19 protein-coding genes are annotated in these 22518 nt (G+C 73.6%); 7 read left to right on the top strand and 12 right to left on the bottom strand.

Annotated features, from left to right (window positions below):
- Positions 1 to 2 precede the first annotated feature (2 nt).
- The 5 genes from ACYVOM_RS13020 to ACYVOM_RS13000 form a co-directional block, all read right to left on the bottom strand.
- The gene (locus ACYVOM_RS13020) at positions 3 to 1421 is read right to left on the bottom strand and encodes an amidohydrolase family protein (RefSeq protein ID WP_460303576.1); all 1419 of its coding nucleotides are present in this window, start codon (positions 1419 to 1421) and stop codon (positions 3 to 5) included.
- 19 nt (positions 1422 to 1440) lie between these two features.
- A complete protein-coding gene (locus tag ACYVOM_RS13015) occupies positions 1441 to 2589 on the bottom strand; it encodes a substrate-binding domain-containing protein (RefSeq protein ID WP_460303575.1) in 1149 nt (382 codons plus the stop codon).
- A gap of 91 nt (positions 2590 to 2680) precedes the next feature.
- Positions 2681 to 3496 carry an ABC transporter permease gene (locus ACYVOM_RS13010; protein WP_460303574.1) on the bottom strand — a complete coding sequence of 272 codons (816 nt, stop codon included), beginning with the start codon at positions 3494 to 3496 and terminating at the stop codon, positions 2681 to 2683.
- Complete coding sequence (locus ACYVOM_RS13005; protein ID WP_460303573.1) at positions 3493 to 4266, bottom strand: ABC transporter ATP-binding protein; 774 nt, start codon at positions 4264 to 4266, stop codon at positions 3493 to 3495. Before ACYVOM_RS13005 ends, ACYVOM_RS13010 begins: the two co-directional genes overlap by 4 nt.
- Before the next feature lie 134 nt (positions 4267 to 4400).
- Positions 4401 to 5717 (bottom strand): alginate lyase family protein, encoded by a 1317-nt coding sequence (locus ACYVOM_RS13000; protein WP_460303572.1) that lies wholly within the window; start codon positions 5715 to 5717, stop codon positions 4401 to 4403.
- Between the two features lie 140 nt (positions 5718 to 5857).
- On the opposite strand from ACYVOM_RS13000, the gene ACYVOM_RS12995 reads away from it, so the two are divergent.
- On the top strand, positions 5858 to 6856 hold the full coding sequence (locus tag ACYVOM_RS12995; RefSeq protein ID WP_460304360.1) for a DUF2330 domain-containing protein: 999 nt from the start codon (positions 5858 to 5860) through the stop codon (positions 6854 to 6856).
- Positions 6857 to 6883: 27 nt separating this feature from the next.
- Here ACYVOM_RS12995 and ACYVOM_RS12990 read toward each other — a convergent pair whose 3' ends face one another.
- Positions 6884 to 7144 carry a hypothetical protein gene (locus ACYVOM_RS12990; RefSeq protein WP_460303571.1) on the bottom strand — a complete coding sequence of 87 codons (261 nt, stop codon included), beginning with the start codon at positions 7142 to 7144 and terminating at the stop codon, positions 6884 to 6886.
- Between the two features lie 207 nt (positions 7145 to 7351).
- A complete protein-coding gene (locus ACYVOM_RS12985) occupies positions 7352 to 8695 on the bottom strand; it encodes an NAD-dependent succinate-semialdehyde dehydrogenase (protein ID WP_460303570.1) in 1344 nt (447 codons plus the stop codon).
- 390 nt (positions 8696 to 9085) lie between these two features.
- Between ACYVOM_RS12985 and ACYVOM_RS12980 the strand changes: the two genes are divergently transcribed.
- Positions 9086 to 9745 carry a DUF4097 family beta strand repeat-containing protein gene (locus ACYVOM_RS12980; protein ID WP_460303569.1) on the top strand — a complete coding sequence of 220 codons (660 nt, stop codon included), beginning with the start codon at positions 9086 to 9088 and terminating at the stop codon, positions 9743 to 9745.
- 77 nt (positions 9746 to 9822) lie between these two features.
- The gene (locus ACYVOM_RS12975; RefSeq protein ID WP_460303568.1) at positions 9823 to 11337 is read left to right on the top strand and encodes an FAD-dependent monooxygenase; all 1515 of its coding nucleotides are present in this window, start codon (positions 9823 to 9825) and stop codon (positions 11335 to 11337) included.
- 6 nt (positions 11338 to 11343) lie between these two features.
- Here the strand turns inward: ACYVOM_RS12975 and ACYVOM_RS12970 are convergent, their stop codons facing one another.
- Both ACYVOM_RS12970 and ACYVOM_RS12965 read right to left on the bottom strand, forming a co-directional pair.
- A complete protein-coding gene (locus ACYVOM_RS12970; protein ID WP_460303567.1) occupies positions 11344 to 12210 on the bottom strand; it encodes a phosphotransferase family protein in 867 nt (288 codons plus the stop codon).
- Positions 12211 to 12250: 40 nt separating this feature from the next.
- Complete coding sequence (locus ACYVOM_RS12965) at positions 12251 to 13507, bottom strand: lyase family protein (protein ID WP_460303566.1); 1257 nt, start codon at positions 13505 to 13507, stop codon at positions 12251 to 12253.
- A 179-nt stretch (positions 13508 to 13686) separates the two neighbouring features.
- On the opposite strand from ACYVOM_RS12965, the gene ACYVOM_RS12960 reads away from it, so the two are divergent.
- Positions 13687 to 14880 carry a cytochrome P450 family protein gene (locus ACYVOM_RS12960; protein ID WP_460303565.1) on the top strand — a complete coding sequence of 398 codons (1194 nt, stop codon included), beginning with the start codon at positions 13687 to 13689 and terminating at the stop codon, positions 14878 to 14880.
- Between the two features lie 3 nt (positions 14881 to 14883).
- Here ACYVOM_RS12960 and ACYVOM_RS12955 read toward each other — a convergent pair whose 3' ends face one another.
- Together ACYVOM_RS12955 and ACYVOM_RS12950 are read right to left on the bottom strand one after the other, a co-directional pair.
- On the bottom strand, positions 14884 to 17160 hold the full coding sequence (locus ACYVOM_RS12955) for an ATP-binding protein (protein WP_460303564.1): 2277 nt from the start codon (positions 17158 to 17160) through the stop codon (positions 14884 to 14886).
- Between the two features lie 222 nt (positions 17161 to 17382).
- A complete protein-coding gene (locus tag ACYVOM_RS12950; protein WP_460303563.1) occupies positions 17383 to 18327 on the bottom strand; it encodes a DMT family transporter in 945 nt (314 codons plus the stop codon).
- A 25-nt stretch (positions 18328 to 18352) separates the two neighbouring features.
- Here ACYVOM_RS12950 and ACYVOM_RS12945 point away from each other — a divergent pair, with 25 nt between their 5' ends.
- The 3 genes from ACYVOM_RS12945 (at position 18353) to ACYVOM_RS12935 (ending at position 21219) form a co-directional block, all read left to right on the top strand.
- Positions 18353 to 18877, top strand: a complete 525-nt coding sequence (locus ACYVOM_RS12945; protein ID WP_460303562.1) for a CGNR zinc finger domain-containing protein — start codon at positions 18353 to 18355, stop codon at positions 18875 to 18877.
- Positions 18878 to 18958: 81 nt separating this feature from the next.
- The gene (gene sigJ / locus ACYVOM_RS12940) at positions 18959 to 19906 is read left to right on the top strand and encodes an RNA polymerase sigma factor SigJ (protein WP_460303561.1); all 948 of its coding nucleotides are present in this window, start codon (positions 18959 to 18961) and stop codon (positions 19904 to 19906) included.
- Positions 19907 to 20034: 128 nt separating this feature from the next.
- The gene (locus ACYVOM_RS12935) at positions 20035 to 21219 is read left to right on the top strand and encodes an NAD(P)/FAD-dependent oxidoreductase (protein ID WP_460303560.1); all 1185 of its coding nucleotides are present in this window, start codon (positions 20035 to 20037) and stop codon (positions 21217 to 21219) included.
- Between the two features lie 31 nt (positions 21220 to 21250).
- Here ACYVOM_RS12935 and ACYVOM_RS12930 read toward each other — a convergent pair whose 3' ends face one another.
- Complete coding sequence (locus ACYVOM_RS12930; protein ID WP_460303559.1) at positions 21251 to 22513, bottom strand: NADH:flavin oxidoreductase/NADH oxidase family protein; 1263 nt, start codon at positions 22511 to 22513, stop codon at positions 21251 to 21253.
- Positions 22514 to 22518 lie beyond the last annotated feature (5 nt).

Genomic DNA, 22518 nt, shown 5'->3' with positions numbered 1-22518 from the left:
GCTCACGGGGCGGGGTCAAGGCGGGAGAAGCCCGCGCCGCGCAGGCCGGAGGCCTGGGCGAGGCGGGCGGCGAGCGGGCGGCAGCGGGCGGTCTGGGCCGCCTCGTCGATGGTGGTGCAGGCGTGGTCGGCGACGACGCGGCGGCCGTCGACCCAGACGGAGCGGACGGCGCGAGGGGACGCGCCGTAGACGAGCTGGCCGCACGGGTCGTGCAGGACGGAGACGCACACGGAGTCCTGGAGGAGCACGAGATCGGCGCGTTTGCCGGGTTCCAGGGAGCCGACGAGGTGGTCGAGACCCAGCGCGCGGGCGCCGTCCAACGTGGCCATCCGCAGGACCGTCGGGGCGTCGATGACCGAGGGGTCGAGGGCGTGGACCTTCTGGAGGAGCGCCGCGGTCTTGACGGCCTGGAGCATGTCCTGGCCGTCGTTGGAGGCGGCCCCGTCGGTGCCGATGCCGACGGCGATCCCGGCCGAGCGCAGCCGCGGCACCGGGCACACGCCGGAACCGAGGATCATGTTCGCGACGGGGTTGTGCGCGATCGCCACGTCGTGCGCGGCGAGGATCTCGATGTCGGCCTCGGTGACCCACACGCCGTGCCCGGCGATGAGCGGCCGGTCGAACAGGCCGAGCGCGAGGGCGTGCGGGACCGTCCGGCGGCCCCAGCGCAGGGAGGCCGCCACGAGTTCCTCGCGGACCTCGGCGAGGTGGGTGTGCACGGCCCAGCCGCGATCCCGGCAGGCGTCGGCGCCCGCCTCCAGCAGGGCGTCGCTCTGCCCGAGGAGGGTGCCGATCCCGTACCGGAAGGTGACGAGTTCGGCGGCCTCGCACGCGGCGGCGAGGGCTTCCTGCTCGGCCATGACCCGGGCGACGTCCGCCCAGGGCGGCGCGCCGGGTACCGCGGCGTCCTCCGCGCCGAACGACACGACGCCGCGCAGGCCCGCCTCCGCCAGGCCCGCGACGACGCCGACGCTGGCCGCGTCCGCCGGATTGCAGTGCACGAACATGTCGTTCACCGTCGTCACGCCGGACAGCAGCATCTCGACCGCGCGCAGGCGGGTGCCCTCGCGGGCGTCCTCGGCGGTCAGCGCGGAGCCGAGCGGCCCGACGATCCGCTCGCCCCACTCGAACAGCGTCAGCTCCGAGCCCATGCCGGTCGCGAGCGCCTCCGACAGGTGCGTGTGCGTGTTGACCAGCCCGGGGATGAGCAGGCCCGTCCCGTCGCCCTCGACGGGCAGGCCGGGCAGCCGCCGGCGCAGCTCCCGGTACGGGCCGACCGCGGCGATCCGGCCGTCGCGCACGTGCACGGCGCCGTCCTCGACGTCGCCCGCGGGCCCGACCGTCAGGACCCACGCGGCCCGGACGAGGACCTCCTCGCGCGGCGTGCCCACGGGGGCGGCGGGGGTGCGGGCGTCGTGCAAGGGATCCTCCCGGTGAGGGTCAGGGCTTGAGGCCGATGGCGGGGTCGAGGAACGCGTTGGTCACGAGGTCGTCGGGGGTGATGCCGGAGATGTCGGCGTCGGGCGCGTACTCGCCGATCAGGTCGATGAGGGTCTGCACGCGCTTCAGGTCGTAGTTCCCGAGGGTGGCGTCGTCGCCGTTGCCGACGAGGCCGAGATCGACCTGCGCCTTGACGGCGGCCTCGGCCTGGCCCGCGGTGTACAGCCAGCTCGTCCGGTACCTGTCGACGAGGTCGATGATCCGCGCGTTGGTGGCGGCCGGGGCGGTGACGTAGTCGACCTCGGCCTGCTGGAGGATCGGGACCAGCTTCGTCAGGCAGTCCTTCTCCTTGGTGACGTCCTCCTCGCGCACGACCACCGACTGGAAGTACTCGGGGAATCCCGTGTCGTGGATGAGCTGCCCGACGACGGGCTTGCCCCACGCCTCGGTCTCGACCTCGTACATGTACGGCTCGGCGGTGATGAAGCCCGTCTCGGCGACCTTGCCGCCCTCCGCGACGAACGTCGCCGGCTTGGGCGAGTCGCTCTGGTCCACCTGGGCCTTGTCGACGAGGCCCGCGCCGACGAGGTACTCCTGCCAGACGGTGGCCTCCGCGCCGAACAGGATCTTGACCCTGTCCTTCTTCAGGTCGGCGATCGTCTTGGCGGCGGGGTAGGTCGCCGGGTCCCAGTAGATGGCGTACGGGCTCTTCTCCAACTGGGCGAAGACCGAGACGACGGGCGTGTCCTTCTGCGTCACCAGGTGCTCCGACACCCTGCCGTAGCCGAGGAGGATGTCCTTGTCCTGGTAGAGCAGGGGCTGGGCGGTCTGGTAGCCGACCGACGACCCGCCGATGCGGATCTCCACGTCGACGCCGGTGTCCTTCCCGGAAGCCAGGAGCGGGCCCTTGACGGCCTTGGCCTCGACGTCGGCGGCGTAGTCGTCGCCGAGGAGCTGGTAGAGGCCCCCGTGCTCGGCCTCCGGCTCCCAGTCGGTCTGGATGACGACGGTCGCGGGGCACGCCCCGGACAGGACGCCGGAACGGGGCGCCGACTCGGTGGCGTCCTCGCCACCGCAGGCGGCGAGGAGGGTGAGGGAGGCGGCGAAGGCCGCGCCGCCCAGGACGCGGCGGGTGCGGGGATGGGACATGGCTCGTCCTTTGCGGTGAGGCGTGCCTTGACCACGGCCGAGGCACGCCGGGGGGGTTGCCCGGGAGAAGGAAAGATGTGGGGGTCGCCGGTCAGGGCTCACCGGCCGTCCGGTCGCCCGCGCCCCAGGCCTCCGACCAGCCGCCGACGACCCTGCGGCCCAGCGCGCCGAAGACCCAGAAGACGACGACGCCGAGGACCGCCGCCGCGAACACCGTCGCCAGCATCTCGGCCGACTGGAGCCTGCCGCTGTAGCGGGACAGCAGGAGGCCGAGCCCGATGGCGCCCCTGCCGAAGAAGAAGTCTCCGACGACCGCGCCCACGATCGACAGCCCCGCCGCCGTCTGCAGCCCGACGAACACCTGCGGCAGCGCCGCCGGGATCTGTAGCTTCACCAGCCGGGTGAGCCGCCCCGCCCGCGCCAGCGTGAGCAGGTCGTGCAGCCCCCGATCGGCGCCGAGCAGGCCCTGGAGCGGGTTGATGACCAGCGGGAACAGCGAGATGATCACGCAGACGACGACCCGGGCCGTCAGCTCGTAGCCGAACCAGAAGCCGATGACGGGGACGATCGCGAGGATCGGGATCGTCTGCAGGAACACCACCCACGGGTAGAGGGACCGCTCGATCCAGCGCGCCTGCGCCATGAGCACCGCGAGCAGGGAACCCACGACGAAGGCGATCGCCAGGCCGAGGAGCGCCGCCTTCAGCGTCTCCCAGCTCGCCCCAAGGATGTCCGCGCGGACGCGCTCGTCGAGGAACCCCTCGGTGACGACCTCGTCCGGCGGCGGCAGCAGGAACCTGCGGTCCTCGGCCAGCAGCCCGTAAGTCACGAGGTACCAGCCGGCGATGATCAGGGCGAACACGCCGAGCGGCGGCAGGATCCGGCGCGCGGCCAGGCGCCCGCTCACGACGCCTCCGCGGTGCTCGATGCCTCTTCGGTGTTCGATGCCTCTTCGAGGGAGCGCGCGACCTTCCCTGCCAGATCGGCGAACTCCGCCGTGTAGCGCAGCTCGGCCGGGCGCGGGAAGGCGAACGGGATCGTGAACTCGGCGGTGATCCGGCCCGGCCTCGCCGACATGACGACGACCCGGTCGGACAGGAGCACCGACTCCTCGACCGAGTGGGTGACGAACAGGGCGCCGAAGCCGCGCGCCACGAACAGGTCCATGAGCTGGAGGCCCAGCCGGGTCCGCGTGATCTCGTCAAGGGCCCCGAACGGCTCGTCGAACAGGAACAGCGCGGGGTCCATGACGAGGGCCCGGGCGAGGCTCGCCCGCATCCTCATGCCGCCCGACAGCTGCCGGGGCAGGCGTTCGGCGAAGTCGGCCAGCCCCACCGACTCCAGCGCGGCCTGCGCGCGCCGCCGCACCTCGGCGCGGTCGGCCCCGGACAGCTCGCCGAGCAGCTCGACGTTGCGCCGGACCGTCCGCCACGGCATCAGGGTGGCGTCCTGGAAGACGTACGCCACCTCGTCCGTCGCGGTCTCCACGGTGCCGGAGGACGCCTCGTCCAGCCCGGAGGCGAGGCGCAGGAGCGTGGACTTGCCGCACCCCGACGGCCCGATGACCGAGACGAACTCGCCCCGCCCGACCGTCAGCGTCACGGGATCGAGCGCCCGGACGGAACCGAACCTGCGCGTCACCCCGGTGAACGAGAGCAGCGGCCCCGTCCCCTTCACGCCGGCCCGCGCTTCGCATGATCCGTTTCCACGACGACGACGATGCCGTCGGCGGCACACCACCCACAAGGGCTCAATGTTGTCGCCGGACGGCACCTTGCCGACCCGGGCCCGGTGCGCTATACGCCGCGCTCCTAGGCGGCGGTTCCCCAGACGAGGGTCTCCCAGGCGATGAATTCATTGGCCTGGCGCTTTTTGCGCTGCTGCAGCAGGAGTCTTCTCGTGTTCGGGAGCGCGACCGAATGGTGGTACCGGGTGTAGCCGATCTCGAGTGAGCCGGGAAGCATTCTGTCCTGGAGCTTCTGCCCGGCGCAGAGCCGTTGCGGCGCGGGCTTCACCGAGTAGCGGGCATGGAATTCCATCGCCGTCGTCAGCCGCTCCTTGAGCCAGGAGAACTGCGCGCCGTCCCCCTGGACGGACGCCGTCGCGGCGGTCTCCAAGGCGGAGTCGATGCCGTAACTGGGATGCTTCAGGTCCCGGCACGTCTCCTGGGTCTGGCCCGGGAAATAGGCGCCCCGGTACTGCTCGGGATTCGGGCACTCGGACGGCGCACCCGTGCCGGGAAGCTGGATGAGCTGGGCGTCGGGAACCTGCGGGCACATGTACCAGGACCGGTTGATGCCCCACGTGCCGTCCACGGGCGGCAGCGGATAACCGCTGGAATCGGCGTCGGCCGCCAGGTAGAAATACGCCGGGACCCGGTCGTGGAGAAGCTTGATCGCCTTCTTGTAGAGGGAATGGTCGTTCAGGTAGACGGCCATCCCGATCGTGGCGTCCGCCGACGCCAGATCCCAGTTGCCGTTCATCCCCTGCTGCGTGCCGTTCTTCACGAACGGCACATAGGCGCGCCGCAGCAGCGCGCCGAACCTGGCGGCGCCCGCCCACTTCCTGCCCTTCGGCTGGGAATGGCGCACGATCTCGGCGGCCTTGGTGAAATTGATCCCCGTCCAGGCGGACTGGAGCGGGGCGTCGGCGTCGTACGGCCCGCCGTCGCCCACATGCGTCTGCACCGTCGCGGCGTAGGCGTCCAGGATCCTTTCGGCGGCGCGCAGGTAGGCCTTGTTCCGGCTCATGTACCAGATCAGCGCGTCGCCGTAGGCCGCCAGCGAGTCGTCGCGCTCGTTGTCGCAGCCCTTGTCGCCCGTCTCCCCCCCGTTCGGCAGGCACTCGATCTGCGCGAACGGATGCGGCACCCGGCCCGGCTTGGTCAGTGGATCCTTGCGGAGCTTCGCGTACGCCGACTTGAAAGGCTCCTTCTTCAGGTTCTTGCGGACCGAGTCCAGCCGCTTGCGTCCCACCCCCACCCCGGGGTGCAGGAACCTCGCCGTAGCGGAGTTCGCCACCGGTCCGACCTGCCACGGCCCCACATGGAACCGGGGCAGGAGTACCGCGACGAGCGCGAGCAGCACCGCGCAACCCGTCACGGCGCACGCACGCGCACGCCTGTTCATGGACGTCCTCGGAATTCTCGGGGGGCTCGGACCGGCACAGCCTATCCGGGGCCCCCTTTCGGCCGAGGCCGAACTCGCATGGCGGTCTGGGCATCCGACGGGACATGAGAACCGGTCGCAGAGCATCCCGTATCGCCTTGGTGGTGGCGCTGGCCGCCACGATGACGGCGGTCGACCCCGCGCGGTCCGGCGCCTGCGCCTGCGGGGCGTTCGTCGCCAACGACAGGCTGCACGCGCAGCGGGAGACCGCGCTCGTGGAACTGGCCGGCCGCACCGAGACGATCACCCTTTCGGTGCAGGCGCGGTCCGAGGCGACCCAGGCGGCCTTCCTGATGCCGGTTCCCGCGCGCGCCAGGTTCGCGGTGGCCGATGGGAACCTGTTCCCCGAACTCGACCGGATCAGCCGCCCTGAGGTCCGGGTGCGGCGGGTGGAGGTGGACGGGGACGGCTCGGGGGGCGCGCCGGGGTCCGCCGAACGCGGCGCCACCGTCGTGGACCACGTCGAGGTCGGGCCGTACGAGGTGGCCCAGCTCACCGGCACCGACGCGACCGCCGTGTCGCGCTGGCTCGACGCCCACGACTTCACCCTGCCCGACGACCTCGGCGGGGCGCTCGGCCCGTACCTCGCCGAAGGCTGGCTCGTCGTCGCGGTGCGGCTCGCCCCGGCGTCCGGCAGCCTCTCCGCCGGGCTGCCGCCGATGCGGCTGGCGTACGAGACGGACACGCCCGTCTATCCGATGCGGCTGTCGGCCACGGCCGAAGGAAGGCAGCCGCTGCGCCTGTACGTGCTGGCCGACCACCGGATGGACGTCACCAACCCGGCGCCGCGAGGCGGCGCGCCCGAGGTGACGTTCGCGGGCGAGGTGAAGCCCGACCCGGCCTACCCGGCGCTGTCCGCGGCCCTGACCGGCCCGCGCTTCCTCACCCGCTACGACGGCGACTTCGACGCGGCGCAGATCACCGACGACATCCGGTTCACCCGGGCGGTGTCCGACGAGCCCTACCGGGCGGTCGTGACCGTCACGGAGTACGTCGACTCGCCGTGGCCGGACGGCGCGGCCCTGTGGGCCCTGGGGGCGGCGGCGCTGGCGACCGGTGCGGTCGTGATCGCGCGCCGCCGCCGCTCGGCCCGCGCCTGAGGGCGGGCCCCGCCTGCGGGCCGGTGCTCAGTGACCGTGCCCGTGGCCGTGGCCGTGGCCGTGGCCGTGCGCATGGTCGTGGCCGTCGTGGTCGGCGTGTTCCTCGGACGCGGCGCGCTCCAGGGCCTCGTCGGTGTTGCGGAACAGCTCGTAGAACTCCTCGTGGGTGTCGCGCGGCGGGTAGGGCTCGCCGTCGACGAGCAGGACCGACTTCTTCCAGATCCAGCGGGAGCCCGAGGTGCGCTTGAAGTCGATGACGTTCTTCACCCGCTCGTTCTCGATGGTCATGCGCCAGACACCCGAGCCGGATTGCTCGACGACGGGAACGATTCCCAGGTTCTCCTGAACCTCGGCGGACAGTTCGGCAACAGCAGGCGGCATCCAAGACATGCCCGAACCCTACCGGCCACACGCGATGACCTGCGAACCGAACGGGTGGCGCCGCCCGGGGCCGGCCGCCCACCGGGTCTTCGGGGAGGGCCGGCCCGGGAGGGATCAGTCGGTGACGGTGCGGATGAGCTTCTTGTTGAGGAACTCCTCGATGCCGAGGCGGCCCAGTTCGCGGCCGAAGCCGGAGCGCTTGACCCCGCCGAAGGGGAGGTCGGCGCCTTCGGCGAGGACGCCGTTGACGAAGACCATGCCGGCGTCGATGCGGTCGGCGACCCGGCGGGCCTGGTCGGGGTCGGTGGTGAACAGGTAGGAGCCGAGGCCGTAGGGGGTGTCGTTGGCGATCTCGACGGCGTGGTCCTCGTCGTCGGCGCGGAAGACCATCGCGACGGGGCCGAACAGCTCCTGGTGGGCGACGTCGTGCTCGGTGGTGAGGCCGGTGAGGACTCCGGCCGGGAAGTGGGCTCCGACGCGTTCGCCCGCGCTGGCGTACTCGGCGCCCTGGGCGACCGCGGCGTCGATCTGGCGGGCGAGGGTGTCGGCCGCGGCCTGCGACGACAGCGGCGCCGACGGCGACCCGGCGAAGAGCTTCCCGGTGAACCTGCTGACGAACTCGTCGTACAGGTCGGCGACGACGACGAAGCGCTTGGCCGAGTTGCAGGACTGGCCGGTGTTGTCGAGGCGGGCGGCCACCGCCTTCTCCACCGTGTCGTCCAGGTCGGCGGTCGACAGCACGACGAACGGGTCGGATCCGCCGAGCTCCAGCACGACCTTCTTCAGGTGCCGTCCGGCGGTCTCGGCGACCGCGGCGCCGGCCCGCTCGGAGCCGGTCAGGGAGACGCCCTGCACGCGCGGGTCGGCGATGACGTCGGCGATCTGCTCGTTGGTGGCGTAGACGTTGACGTAGGCGCCCTCGGGGAATCCGGCGTCCCGGAAGATCGCTTCGAGCGCGGCGGCCGAGGCCGGGCACTGCGGCGCGTGCTTCAGCACGATGGTGTTGCCCGCGGCGAGGTTCGGCGCGGCGAACCGGGCCACCTGGTAGGCGGGGAAGTTCCACGGCATGATCCCCAGCAGCACGCCCACCGGGCGGCGGCGGACGACCGCGCTGCCCTCCCCCACCTGGATCGGCTCGTCGGCGAGGAACGCCTCGGCGTTGTCGGCGTAGTAGGTGTAGATCTCGGCGCAGAAGTCGATCTCGCCTTCGGCGTCCTCCAGCGGCTTGCCCATCTCCCGCACGATCGTCGCGGCGAGGTCGGCGCGGCGCTCGGTGTGCAGTTCGGCGACCCGGCGCAGGAGCGCGACCCGCTCGGCGACCGTGCTCGTCCTCCCCCACGCCGCGGCCGCGTGGGCCGCCGCGACGGCCTGCGCGATGTCGGCGTCGGTGGCGGTCGGATAGGTCGCCACGACCTCCCCCGTGGCGGGGTCGGTGACGGCGTACAAGGTCTCGGTCAAGGCGGCCTTCCTTCTTCTCATCACTCACCTGGCACGGCGCACAACAGCACCGCCGCCAGCGTAAGGGCTCGACTCCCCGCCCCTCCCCGCATCGTCGCCGCCCCGACTCCCCCTCCACCCCCCGGACCCGCAAAACGTTCCCCTCGACGCCGAAAGCCCGCCGCGTTCATGACGCGCCACTCACTTAGCGGGCGCGGCGAAGAGCGTTCAAGCTCATCTCATTGCAACGAATCCCTGGAAGATCGTTGCATTCATGCCGAGAGCCATTGCAATGAAATCCGGGCATTGACCAGTAGTATCTTAGATAGAGCGCAATACATGTGTTGCCAATTTCGCGAATGCAACGTAGCGTTTGCATTGTTCGAAACGAAGACGAAACAGGAGCACACCATGCAGTTCGCCACCCCCGCCGCCATCTCCGCCGTCCTCGACGTGCCCGCCGGGCGCGTCCACGTCATCGCCGCCGACCAGGCCGACACCACCGTCGAGGTCTCGCCCGCGAACCCGTCCCGGGACCGCGACGTGAAGGCCGCCGAGCGGACCACGGTCGAGTACGCCGACGGCACGCTGCGGATCGAGACGCCCGTGCACCACGAGATCCTCGGCCCGTCCGGCGCGGTCGCCGTGACGGTGCGGATGCCCGCGGGCTCGCGCGTCGAGGCCAAGGCCGCGATCGCCGAGTTCCGGTCCGTCGGCGCTCTCGACGACGTCGCCGTCGAGAGCTCCTACGGCCCGATCGCGATCGACGAGGCGGCGACGGTCCGGCTCGCCGCGCTCGACGGCGACGTCGAGGTCGGCCGCCTGGGCGGCCCCGCGGAGATCAGCACCCAGCGCGGCGGCATCCGCATCGCCCAGGCCGCCGCGGGCACCGTGACCCTCACCGCCCAGTCCGGCGACATCACCGTCGGCGCCGCCCCCGGCGTCTCGGCGACCCTCGACGCGGGCACCGGACACGGCCGCGTCACCAACGCCCTCAAGAACGACGGCACCGCAGGCCTCGACATCCGCGCCACCACCGCCCACGGCCACATCACCGCCCGCAGCCTCTGATCGGCCCGCCGCCTCCCGGACGGGGAGGCGGCGCCGTTCTGCGAGGCTAGGCACAACCCTGGGAATCGAGGTGGCGCATGACCGACGTGATCATCGTGGGAGCCGGGCCGACCGGGCTCATGCTGGCGGCCGAGCTGGGCGCGGCGGGGGTGCGGCCCCTGGTGCTGGAGCGGCGGCCGCAGCGCCGGGACACCCCGAAGGCAGGCGGGCTCGGCGGACAGATCCTTGAGCTGCTCCGCTACCGGGGCCTGCTCGAACGCCTCCAGGCGGCCTGCACCGCGCCCGTCCCGGCTCCCCGCTTCCCGTTCGGCGGCGTGCACATCGACCTCAGCCCGCTCCCGGACCCTCCGATGCACGCGCTGCCGCTCCCGCAGCAGCGGCTGGAGCGGGTGCTGGAAGAGCACGCCGCAGAACTCGGCACCGACGTCCGGCGCGGGCACGAGGTCGTCGGGCTCGCCCAGGAAGACGACGGCGTCACCCTCGACGTGCGGGGACCGGACGGACCGTACCGGACGCGCGCCCGGTACGTCGTGGGCTGCGACGGCGCGCGCAGCCGGGTCCGCGACCTCGCCGGGATCGCCTTCCCCGGCACCACGTACCCGGAGGTCAACCGGCTGGCCCAGGTCGTCCTGCCCGACTCCGTGGACGTGCTCGCGAACGGCGATCTCGACGTCCCCGGCTTCGGCACCGTCCCCGCGGAGTTCACCCGGACCGAGCACGGTCTCCTGGGCGTCGGATCGTCGCCGGGCTCACGGAACGTCTCCCTCTACACGGCCGAGGACGAGGCGGTCGAGTACGACGACGACACCCCCATGACCGTGGCCGAGTTCCAGGACAGCCTGCGCCGCGTGTTCGGTGTCGACATGCCCGTGGCCGAGGCGAGCCGGCTGTCGCGGTTCACGTTCAGCGCGCGCCAGGCCACGCGGTACCGGGCGGGCCGGATCCTGGTGGCCGGGGACGCGGCGCACCAGTTCCCCGCCACCGGGGTCGCGATCAACGCGGGCATGCTCGACGCGGTGAACCTCGCCTGGAAGCTGGCGGCCGAGGTGCGGGGCCGAGCCCCGGCGGGTCTGCTCGACACCTACCACGACGAACGCCATCCGGCCGGCGCCCGCACCCTGCTGCACACGCAGGCCCAGGTCGCCCTGCGGCGCGGGCACGACCCGGCGGCCGAAGCGCTCCGCGAGGTCTTCCAGGAACTCCTCGCCGACGAGGCGCCGCTGCGCAGGATGGGGGCGCTCCTCGCCGGCTCCGACATCCGCTACCCGATGCCCGGCGCCGACCACCCCCTCGCCGGCGTCTTCGCGCCCGACCTCGTCCTGCGCACCGGCCGGGGCATCACCGGCGTCGCCGAGCTGATGCGCGCCGCCCGGCCCGTCCTGCTCGACCTCACCGACCGCGCCGACCTCCGCGAGGCCGCCCGCGACTGGGCCGACCGCGTCGACGTCCACACCGCCAAGGCCGAGCACCGCCCGGCCGACGCCCTCCTCATCCGCCCCGACGCGCGCATCGCCTGGGTCGCGCCCGCGGACGACCCGTCCGCCACCGCGTCGCTGCGCGAAGCCCTCACCACCTGGTTCGGCGCGCCCTGACGCGGGTCAGGCGTCGGGGAAGAGATGGGGGAGGGCGGCGAGGGCCTGCCGGAGGTAAGGAGGGTGGGCGAGGCCGTAAGCCAGGTCCTCCAAGGCCGCGCAGCGGGCCAGGAAGACGGTGGCCTGCGGCGGCGGGGCCGGGTCGTAGTGGGCCAGGAAGGTGGCGAACGGCGCGGGGCCCAGGTCTCGGTAGAGGCGGGACAGGTCGCGGGCCGGGGTCGTGAGGGCTGCGTCGGTCCAGTCGATGACGCCGGTGAGCGCGCCGTCGGACGTGAGGAGGTGCTCGGCGCCGAGATCGTTGTGGCACAGGACGCGGGCGGAGGGGTCGGTCGGCGGAGGCGCCGAGAGGAACGCCTCCACACGGGGCCGGTATGAAGGCGGGATGGCTTCCGCGACGTCCGGGTAGACGGCTTGAGCTTCTTGGAGGTCGACGTCGAAGGGTGTGTCGTCCACCTCGACGAAGGAGGCGACGACAGGGACGGGCACGCGGTGCAGTGCCGTAAGGAAGCGGCCCAGGGCGGGAGCGGCGGCTTGAGCGAGAGGCCCGCGTTCGGCGAACGGCACGCCCATGAGCGGGCTCCCTGGCAGCTTCCGGTAGGCGAGGCAGCCGTCCGACTCCGACGTGAGCAGCGGCACCGGAACGGGGACCGGGGAGATCTCCGCCACCGCGGCCAGAAGGCGGGACTCCTCGACGACGCGGGAGGCCGCGCCCCCGTCGGCCAAGCGGAAGACGACCTCGCCGCCGACCTCGTAGGCGGTGTTGTCCAGCCCGCCTCCCAGGGGTGTCACCGGGGCGGTGGCGAGGCCGGGCAGGTGCGCCGCCGTCAGCCTTCGGATCCGGGCGAAGTGGTCGCTGCGCATGATGCCGTCCATCTTGGCGCATGAGGCGGGCGGACCGCTCCGTCCGCCCGCCTCACGCGTCCCGCGGGTGCCGATCGACGATCCGCGCGACGGCGCGGGCGAGTTCGTCCTCCGCGCGCGTCTGCCGGACCCGATGCCCGGCGAGCCAGACCGCGTGGTCGACCAGGTGGCCGCGCAGCACAGCGAAGACCTCCCCCGTGCCCCCGGGGCCGCCGCCGCACCCTTCGGCGGCGGTCCCGGGGGCGGTGCGGCCCTCCGCGGGCGCGGAGCGGACCAGCGTCCCGACCGCGCTGGTCGGCCCGCGGAGGGCGACGGCGAACTCCGGCCGGACCCGAGGCTCCCGCCGGGGCACGGCGGGGCGGGCCCCGGCGACCGTGACCGAGGCGAGCCGCGCGGCGTTCCGCGCCGCCGCGAAGGCGGGCAGCGCCTCGGCGCAGCCCGGCGGTGGCCCCGTCCCCGCCTCGGCCACCGCCGCCTCGCTCACCACCGCCGCCTCGGCCTTGAGGCGTTCCAGCAGGACGGAGCCGCGCCCGGCCGGCGGCGCGCAGCCACCGCCGGCCAGGCGCTCGGGGAACACCACGAAGCCCGACTCCCGGGTGCTCCACACCTGCAGGTCGGTGGCCAGCCGGCTCATCGTCGCGACCGCCGAGCCGACCACGGCGACGGCCCGCGGCAGCGGGTCGCGGAAGGCCGCCGCGTCCTGCGCGCGCGCAGGACGCGAGGCGAAGCCGAGCAGGGCCGCGGTGCGGCGCGCGTCGGTCGGCGGGCGCCGCACCAACTCCTCGACCGTGCGCTCCAGCGCCGACAGGTCGCGGGACAGGGCGGTGGCGACGCCCGCGAGGTGGTGCCCGTAGGTGAGCGGCGGCGTGCGGCCGGGCACGGCCACGGCCCGGTGCGCGCGGGCCCGCGCCAGCAGGACCGCGATCAGCCTGGCCAGACCGCCGGACAGTTCCGTCAGCTCCGCGCGCAGCAGCACCGCCCCGACCGTCGCCTCGAAGCCGCCGCGCGTGCGCCCGAGGCGCAGCGGCTCGCCCGCCCGCGCGCCGAGCGTCCGCCTCAGCTGCTCCTCGTACGCCCGGTGGAGACCGTGCGGGGACTCCGGCCCGGCAAGCTCGGCGAACCCCGCGTCCCGCAGCCGGGTGATCTCGGCGAGCAGCGCGGCGGCCCGCGCGCCGGGCAGCCGCCCGCCCTCGGCGAGCGTCACGACGTGCGCGAGGTCCACGGCGCAGAACGCGTCGAGCGCCGCGGGAGAGGTTCCGCCGCGGACGCCCAGGCGGGTCCCCGGACGCGACCGGCCCGCGCCCGTCATCGTCCGGCCCCGCGCACGGCGGTCTGGAGACGTTCCATGAACGGATCCCCCTCACCGGAACTCTTCCGCGGCCGATCACCGCTCATTCTTCCGGGCGAGGCGGCGGTCTGGCAGTGTTGAGCAGTTGACTCTTACCGGAAACACACGACATGCGCGCATGTGGAGCCCCGGGAGCGGGATTGCGAATTCGCGTCAAGGAAGCGCTGCTCGGCACGGAGTCCGTGGCGGATCCTTATCCGGAGTACGAGAAACTGCGCGAGCGGGCACCGGTGCACCGGGTCGTGCTGCGCGACGGGCTGGCCTGCTGGGCGGTGACCCGGTACGAGGAGGTGCGCGCCGCGCTCACCGACCCCCGGCTGAGCCGGGAGCCGGGGCGGGCGCTGGCGGCATGGCACGAGGCGGACCGGGGGCGTCCGCTGGAGGACGAGTCCGACCTCGGCGAACATCTGCTGACGACGGAGGCGCCGGTCCACACGCGGCTGCGGCGGCTCGTCTCGGACGCGTTCAGCGTCCGCAGGGCCGCGGCGGCGCGGCCCCGCGTCCAGGCGCTCGCCGACTCCCTCGTGGACGGCTTCGCGCACCGGGGCGAGGCCGATCTCATCGCGGACTTCGCGTATCCGCTGGCCATCGGGGTCATCGGCGAGATCCTGGGGATCCCCGAGCGGGACGGCTGGATCTTCCGCCAGTGGACGTCCAACGCCGTCCGGCCCGGCCCTGCCGACGTCCCCGAACCCGGCCCCTACCTCCGGGCCCTCATCGCCGCCAAACGACGCGAACCTGGCGATGACTTCATCAGTCGGCTCGTCGCGGCCGAACGCGAAGGGGCGCTGACCGGCGTCGAACTCGCATCGATGATCTTCCTGCTGCTGCTCGCGGGCCACGAGGGCTCGGTCGCGCTCGTCGGCAACGGCGTGCTGGCCCTGCTCCTCGACGACGTCCAGCGCGGCCTCCTCCTGCGCCGGCCCGACCTGGTCGTCGCCGCGGTCGAGGAGGTGCTGCGCTTCGACGGACCGATGGAGCTCGCCGCCTGGCGGTTCGCCACCGAGCCGCTCACCCTCGGCGGCGTCCGGATCGAGGCAGGCGATCCCGTCGTCCTCGCGCTGGCCGCCGCGCACCGCGACCCCGTGCGCTACCCCGCGCCGGACCGCTTCGACCTCACCCGCGAGGACCTCACGCACCTCGGGTTCGGGTACGGCGCCCACTACTGCGTCGGCGCGCCGCTGGCCCGGGTGGAGGGCGCGGTGGCGCTGGAGACCCTCTTCCGGCGGCTGCCCGACCTCGCGCTCACCCGGCCCGCGGCCGACCTCCCCCGCCAGGCCAGCCAGATCATCAGGGGGCTGCGGGAACTGCCCGTCCGCTTCACCCCGGGCTGAGCCTCACCAGCCGACCGGCGGCAGCCGCGCCGACATGAACGCCGGATCCGCGTCGCGCAGATAGGCGCGGATCCGGACGGCCTGGGCTGCGTCCACCGTCTCGTAGAGATCGGCGGCCGAGACCAGCGAGCGGCGGGCCGGCTCGGCGAGGCCGAGCCCGTGCAGCACCCTCGCCCTGCGGACCAGCCCGTCGGCCTCGCCCCAGCGCGACCCCGCCGCGCGGCGCGCCTCGATCGCCGAGTCCAGGACGGCCAGCGCCTGCTGCGGCCTGCCCTGCGCCAGATGCACGTCGGCCCGCTTGGTCGCCGTCAGGGCCGCGCCGTCGCTGTTGCCGATCTCGGCGAAGATCGCCATCGACTCGTCCAGCGCCCGCAGCGCCTCGTCGAAGCGGCCCTGCCCCTGGTGCACGTCGGCGAGGGTGAACAGCGCGGAGGCGACGCCGTTGAGATCGCCCGTCTTGCGAAAGGCGGCCATCGCGGCCCTCGCCCAGTCCCCGGCCTCCTCCAGCCGGTCCCGGTCCACCGCGAGGAACCCGAGACCCGCCAGCGTCCACCCCTCGCCCGGACGGTCTTCGATCAGCCGCCGCACCGCCAGCGCCCGCTCGAACAGGCGCGCCGCCCGGTCGTACTGCCCGAGCCAGCGGCAGGCCTCGGCCATGCTCGTCTCCACCCACGCCTGCGCGTACGGATCGCCGGCCGCCCGGGCGGCGCGCAGCGCCGTGCCCGTGGCGTCCAGCCACAGCCGCCCCGGCACGCGCAGCAGCCGCAGGTAGTCGAACAGGGCGACGCCCAGCTTCCAGGCCACCTCGTGGAAGCCCAGATCCGCGGCGACGGCGAGCACCGGCGTGAAGCTCTCGGCCTCAAGGTCGCACCAGCGCAGCGCCTGCGCGGCGTCGCGCAGCTCGGGGACCGGAACCCCCGGCGCGTCGGGCGGCCCCAGCTCGTTGCGGCGGAACGGCGCGAGGAGCCGCCCTGCCGCCGCCGCGCAGCGCAGGTACCAGGCGCTCAGCCGGTACTGCGCCCTGACCCGCTCGGCCTCGGTCTCGTCGGCCCGCACCCGGTCGTCGGCGTAGGCCTTCAGCAGGTCGTGGAACTGGTGGCGGCCGTGCGGCGCGTCCTCGATGAGGTGCACCGCCCGCAGCCGCTCCAAAAGGCGGCGCGCGTCCACCACGGGCACGCCCGCGAGCGCCGCCGCGGCCCCGTCGTCGAACTCCGCGCCCGGATGCAGCCCGAGCAGCCGGAACATCCGGCGCTCCGGCGGCGCGAGCTCCTGGTACGACCACTCGAAGACGCTGCGCAGCGGCGGGGAGTCCCCGGACGACAGGGCGTCCAGCCGCTGCTCGGAGAGTTCCTCCACGAGGTCGCCGATCTGTCGGCTCGACCTGACGACGAGCCGTTCGGCGACGATCCGCAGCGCCAGCGGGAGGCAGCCGCACTGATCGGCGAGCGTCTCCAGCTGGGGCCGCTGCGCGGCGCTGACCGCGGGCGGGATCGCCGCCGCGAGGATCGCGACGGCGTCCGCGCGGGTCACCGCGCCGAGTTCCACGCTGGCCGCCTCGGTCTGCAGCGCGGTGCTCGCGAGCATCTTGCGGCTGGTGACGACGACGCCGGAGCCCGGCGCGCCGGGCAGCAGCGGCTCGACCTGCGCCGACGACGAGGCGTTGTCCAGGACGATGAGCACGCGGCTCTGGGCGAGCACCGAACGGAAGAGGCCCGCCCGCCGCTCGCCGCCCGCCGGAACGCCGCCGGGCGAGACGCCCAGCGCCAGCAGGAGCTCTTCCAGGACGTCCTCGGCCCGGATCGCCTGGCGTCTGTCGGAGTACCCGTGCAGGTTGACGAACAGCTCGCCGTCCGGGAAGTGCCCGCCGTCGGCGTGGCGCAGCTCGTGCGCGCAGCGCAGCGCGAGCGCGGTCTTGCCCGCGCCGGGCGGGCCGTGCACGATCACCACGCGCGGCGTCCCCTCCCCGGCCCGTCCGACCAGCACCTCCCGCATCCGGCGCAGCTCCCGCTGCCGTCCCACGAACCGCGCGGGCGGCACCGGGATCTGGGCGGGCCGCAGGACGTCCCGCACCGCCGCGAGCGCGATCAGCCTTCCCCCGGCCCCGAGCGCCTCGTCGCAGCGCCGCACGAAGTCGGCGGACGGCGGCGACCCGTGCCGCACCTTGCTCAGCCAGCTCGGGTGGTAGCCCATCAGGTCCGCGAGCCTCCGCCAGGACATCCCGCGGTCGGCCAGCATCCGCTGGAGCTCGCTCACGAACGGCGACGCGATCCCCTCGGGCATCGGTGCCTCCCGAGTCACAGGGCGGAGAACTCCACCGGCAGAAGAGGCGTTCCACTCTGCCAGGCGGCCCGCACGAACAGATCGTTTGTCCACCTGAGGTCAGCCGTCTCGGGCGCGTACCGCAGGAAGCGGACGGGCCCGCCTCGCCGCCTCCAAAGGGCTTTGGTGATCGACCCGTCGACCGCGATCGGGTCCAGGTCGGCAGGACGGCCACGGGATTCCTCACCCCGTTCCCGCTCGGCGCTGGGCCGCCCACGCGATCGTCACGCCGAGGATGATGACGGCCCCGCCGAGGGCGCTTCCGGCCGAGAGGCGCTCGCCGAGCAGGGCGATGCCCCCGACGACGCCGACCAGAGGTTCCAGGAAGAGCAGAAGGCCGGCCCGGCTGCTTCCGGACCGGGCCACGGCCAGGTTCCACAGCAGCATGCCGGCCACGGTGCTGCCGAGAGCGAGAAAGGCCAGTTGGCCCCAGGCCGCCCCCGGCAGCGCGGCGAGCCGGTGCGCGGGGATCATCCAGGTGAGTGCCAGATAGGGGACGGCTCCGACCGCCGTGGAGGCCGCGGTGGCCGCCAGAGGGCCGTGGGCGAGGCTGAGCGGGCGCAGCACGATCGTGTACGCCCCGAAGAGCGCGGTGCCCAGCATCACCAGACCGAAGCCCGCGAGCGCGCGGCCTCCGGACTCGGCGTGCAGGGCGTCCGGACCGGCGAGGACGGCGATCCCGGCCAAGGCGACAGCGGACCCGCCCCAGGCCCAGGCGGAGACCGACTCGGCCAGGAACACCCGGCCGAGGCCCAGGATCCAGATCGGTTCGGTCGCCAGGATCAGTGCGGCGGTCGACGCCGGCAGCCACTGGATGCCGAGGGCCACGGGCAGGGTGTAGCCGACCATGCCGAGGAGACCCGCGGCGACGAGGCGGACCGCGGTGGCCCGGTCGAGTCGTCTCAGCACGGGCACGCACCATGGCAGCAGGACGACGCCCGCCGCGAGCGTGCGCAGCGCGGCGAGGTGCAGCGGCGGCAGTTCGGTGACGATCGCGCGGGTGGCGACCGGGGCGAGTCCCCACATGGCCACCGCGATCAGACCGCTGGCCATCCCCCTACCGAAGGCTGACTCACCGCCGCCGGCGCGGCTGCTCTCCGCTGTGACCGTCTCCATGTTCGCGTCCATGGGATCACGATGCTGTAATTGCTTTGTGCAGTTCAACACTTACACTTCGGCGGGAGCCTCCATAGCCGCGGCGCTCGTCAATCAGCCCTCACCCCACGCGTCATGGCTCACCGAACTGCTGAGCGGCCATGACGTGCATCAGGCGACCGCCGACGACGCGATGGTCGAGGACCTCCGGCAGTGGACGCTCCGGCTCCGGCAGGTCTTCGAGACCACAGCGGCGCGGCAGGCGACCCTGGTGGACGCCCTCCTCATCGCCGCGGACTGCCGCCCCCGCCTCGTCAGCCACGACGGTCTCGCCCACCACCTCCACTACGCCCCCTTGCACGCGCCCCTTGCCGCGCGGGTCAAGGCGCTCACCGCCGCCGGACTCGCCCACCTGGTCGCGGACGGCGCCGGCGGACGGCTCGGCCACTGCGGACGCAGCGGATGTCCGCTCGTCTTCCTGGACACCTCACGCAACGGCCGCCGTCGCTTCTGCAGCGTTCGGTGCGCGAACGCCGTGAACGTCAGCCGCTACCGGACACGACAACGGCAGAGCGGGTGCTGAAGCGCCGACGCCCCCGAGGAGGGATGCGCAGAGGGCGAGCGCGCACTTGTGCCCCTCTGCGCGACCTCTAAGCTGTGGGCCATGCCCCTCAGCGCGGCGGACGTCGACCGCTTCGAGGCCTCAAGGCGTCGCCTTCAGGCCATCGCCTACCGCCTCCTCGGCTCCGCCGGAGAGGCCGAGGACGCCGTCCAGGAGACGTTCCTGCGCTGGCAGGCCGCCGACCCCGCGCGCATCGAGGTGCCGGAGGCCTGGCTGACCAAGGTGCTCACCAACCTGTGCCTGACCGAGCTGTCCTCCGCGCGGGCGCGGCGCGAGACCTACGTGGGCGAATGGCTTCCCGAGCCGCTGCTCGCCGGAGACCCGATGCTCGGCCCGGCCGACACCGCCGAGCAGCGCGAATCGGTGTCCTTCGCGGTGCTCACCCTCATGGAGCGCCTGTCGCCGAACGAGCGCGCCGTCTACGTGCTGCGGGAGGCGTTCGACTACCCCCACCGGGAGATCGCCGCGATCCTCGACACCACCGAGGCCGCCAGCCAGCAGATCCTCCACCGCGCCAAGGGGCACCTCGCGGACGGCAGTGCCCGCACCGAGATCGACGCGGCGAGCGCCCGCCGGATCGTCGAGGAGTTCCTCGCGGCGGCCGCCAGCGGACGGACCGAGCCGCTCGTGCGGCTGCTCACCGCGGACGCCGTCTCGGTCGGCGACGGCGGCGGGAAGGTGCCGGCCCGCGCCAAGGCGTTCGAGGGGGCCCTGGCGGTCGCGACGTTCGTCCGGGGGCTGTTCAAGCCCGCCGCGTCCAAGCGCGCCATCGTCGGCGGCACGCCGCAGGTGTACGCCTGGACGGCCAACGGCGACCCCGCCGTCGTCGCGGTCCTCGACGGCCGGGTCGTGGGGGTCATGTGCCTGGAGGTCACCGCCGAAGGCGTCACCGCACTGCGCAACCAGGTCAATCCCGACAAGCTCACCCGGGCGACCGCGCAGTGGGCCGCCACCGAAGACCACGGGGAGCCCCTGTTCACGGCCTGGTGACGGGCACCTGACGGGCGCCTGACGGCCACCTGGCGAACATGTGGCCCACATCACGTCCGAGATCCGTCAGGAATCGGCGGCCTGTCCGGCTCAAGTTGCGAAGTCGCTACAGAGCAGGAGAAAAGGCCATGAAGCACCGCATCGTCGTCCTCGGCGCCGGATACACCGGAGCGACCGCCGCCGGTCGCCTCGCCAAGCGGCTGCACCGCGACGACGTCCAGATCACCCTCGTCAACGCCGAACCCGACTTCGTGGAACGGGTCCGGATGCACCAGCTGGCCGCCGGGCAGGAGCTCAAGCCGCGCCCGCTCGCCGATCTGTTCGCGGGCACCGGCGTCGCGCTCCGCCTCGCCCGCGTGACCGCCGTCGACGCCGACCGCAAGGTCGTCGCCGTCACCGGCGCCGACGGCGCGGACGAACTCGGATACGACACGCTCGTGTACGCCCTCGGCAGCGGGTGGGCCGACCACGGCGTCCCCGGCGCGGCCGAGCACGCCCACGAGGTCGCGAGCCGCCCCGGGGCCCTGCGCCTGCGCGAGCACCTCGCGGGCCTCGACGCCGGGCGGTCCGTGGTCGTCGTCGGCGGCGGGCTCACCGGCCTGGAGGCCGCCACGGAGATCGCCGAGGCCCGCCCCGACCTGAAGGTCGCCCTCGCCGCCCGCGGCGGGTTCGGCGACTGGCTCGCCCCGAAGGCGCGGGCGCACCTGCGGAAGGTCGCCGCAGCGCTCGGCATCACCGTCCACGAGCACACCGCGGTGACCGGGGTCGAGGCCGGGGCCGTCCTCGTCGAAGGCGGCTCGATCCCCTCGGCCGCGACGATCTGGACCACCGGCTTCGCCGTCCACCCGATCGCCGCCGCCACCTCGCTGGACGTGGCCGACACCGGGCAGATCGTCGTCGACGCGACCATGCGCTCGGTCTCGCACCCCGACGTGTACGCCGTCGGCGACGCCGCCTACGCGATGGGCCCGGGCGACAAGCCGCTCCGGATGTCGTGCGCCTCGGGCGGTTTCACCGCGCTGCAGGCCGCCGACGCGATCGCGGCGCGCCTCACCGGCGGCAAGCTCCCGCACGTCCCGATCCGCTACCTCCAGCAGTGCGTCTCGCTCGGCCGCAAGGAGGCGGTCATCCAGTTCGTCACCGCCGACGACCGGGCCGTCCCGGCCGCCCTCACCGGCCGCGTCGCCGCCCTCTACAAGGAACTGATCTGCAAGGGCGCCGTCTGGAGCGTCGCCAACCCGACCTTCGGCCTGCCGACCCGCACCCGCCGCACCGCCCGCAAGACCGCCGCCCCGGTCGAGGCGCCGGCCTGACCCTCTCCTCCACGCCCCGGCGCGACCGCGTTCAGGAGCGCCGGGGGCGGAGGGCGGTGGGACCTGTGCTGAGCATGGACAGAAGGCTGCTCCACCAGGGGCGGGACGGGTCGGGATCGCGGCCGGCGGCCATGCGGTGGAGCTGGTCGGCGTGCCACTGGAGGTCGACGGCGCTGTCGAGCGGCCGGAGGTCGGTGAGCCGGCCGAGGACGGCGCGGGCCCCCATGCGCATCTGCGGGACGTCGAGGCGGTCCCGGCCCCGGACGAGGAGGGCGTCGGCGGCGTCGGGGGTGGTGCAGGCGGGACGGCCGAGGCCGATCAGGTCGCAGTCCCCGTCGGCCAGCGCCCGCTCCATCGCCGCGCGGGTGCGGAACCCTCCGGTGACGGCGATCGGGACGTCCCCGGCGACGGCGCGCACCGTCCGCGCGTAGTCCAGGAAGTAGGCCTCCCGCGCGCGGGTCGACTCGGCCATCACGCCCATCATCGCCGGGGCCTCGTAGGAGCCGCCGCTGATCTCGATGAGGTCGACGCCCTCCGCGGCGAGCGCGCCGACGACGCCGCGGGACTCCTCCTCGGTGAACCCGCCGCGCTGGAAGTCCGCCGAGTTGAGCTTGATCCCGACGGAGAAGCCGGGGCTCACCGCCGCCCGCACCGCGCGCAGCACCTCCAGGACGAAGCGGCGCCGCCGCTCGGGATCGCCGCCCCAGGCGTCGTCGCGCAGGTTCGCCGCGGGCGAGAGGAACTGGGTGACGAGGTAGCCGTGCGCCGCGTGGATCTGGACCCCGTCGAACCCCGCCGCCTCGACGATCGCGGCGGACGCCCCGAACCGCCGGACGATGTCGCGGATCTCGGTGTCGTCGAGCGCGCGGGGTCTTGCCGCCCCCGGAACGCGTGCGGCCACGGCGCTCGGCGCGACGGGCCGGTTCCGCCCGACCCGCCGGTTGGCCTGCCGTCCCGGATGGTTGAGCTGCACCCAGACGGGTCCGCCTCCGGCCCGGCAGCCGTCGGCCCAACGCGTCAGCGCGGCGAGATGGCGCTCGTCCTCCACCACGACGTTGCCCGGCTCGCCCAGGTGCCGCCCGTCGACCATGACGTTCCCCGTCACGGTCAGCCCGTAGCCGCCCGAGGCCCACCGCCGGTAAAGCGTCTCCAGCCGGACGCCGGGCGCTCCGCCGGACTCGGCGAGCCCTTCGCTGAGCGCGGACTTCATCACCCGGTTCGGCAGCACCTGCCCGGACCTCAGGACGAGCGGCCCGCTCAGCCGCCCTTCCCGGGGTTGCACGTGGGACTCCAAGACTC

This window comes from Actinocorallia aurea, assembly GCF_054783995.1.
This window is presented reverse-complemented; position numbering and strand designations above follow the sequence as displayed.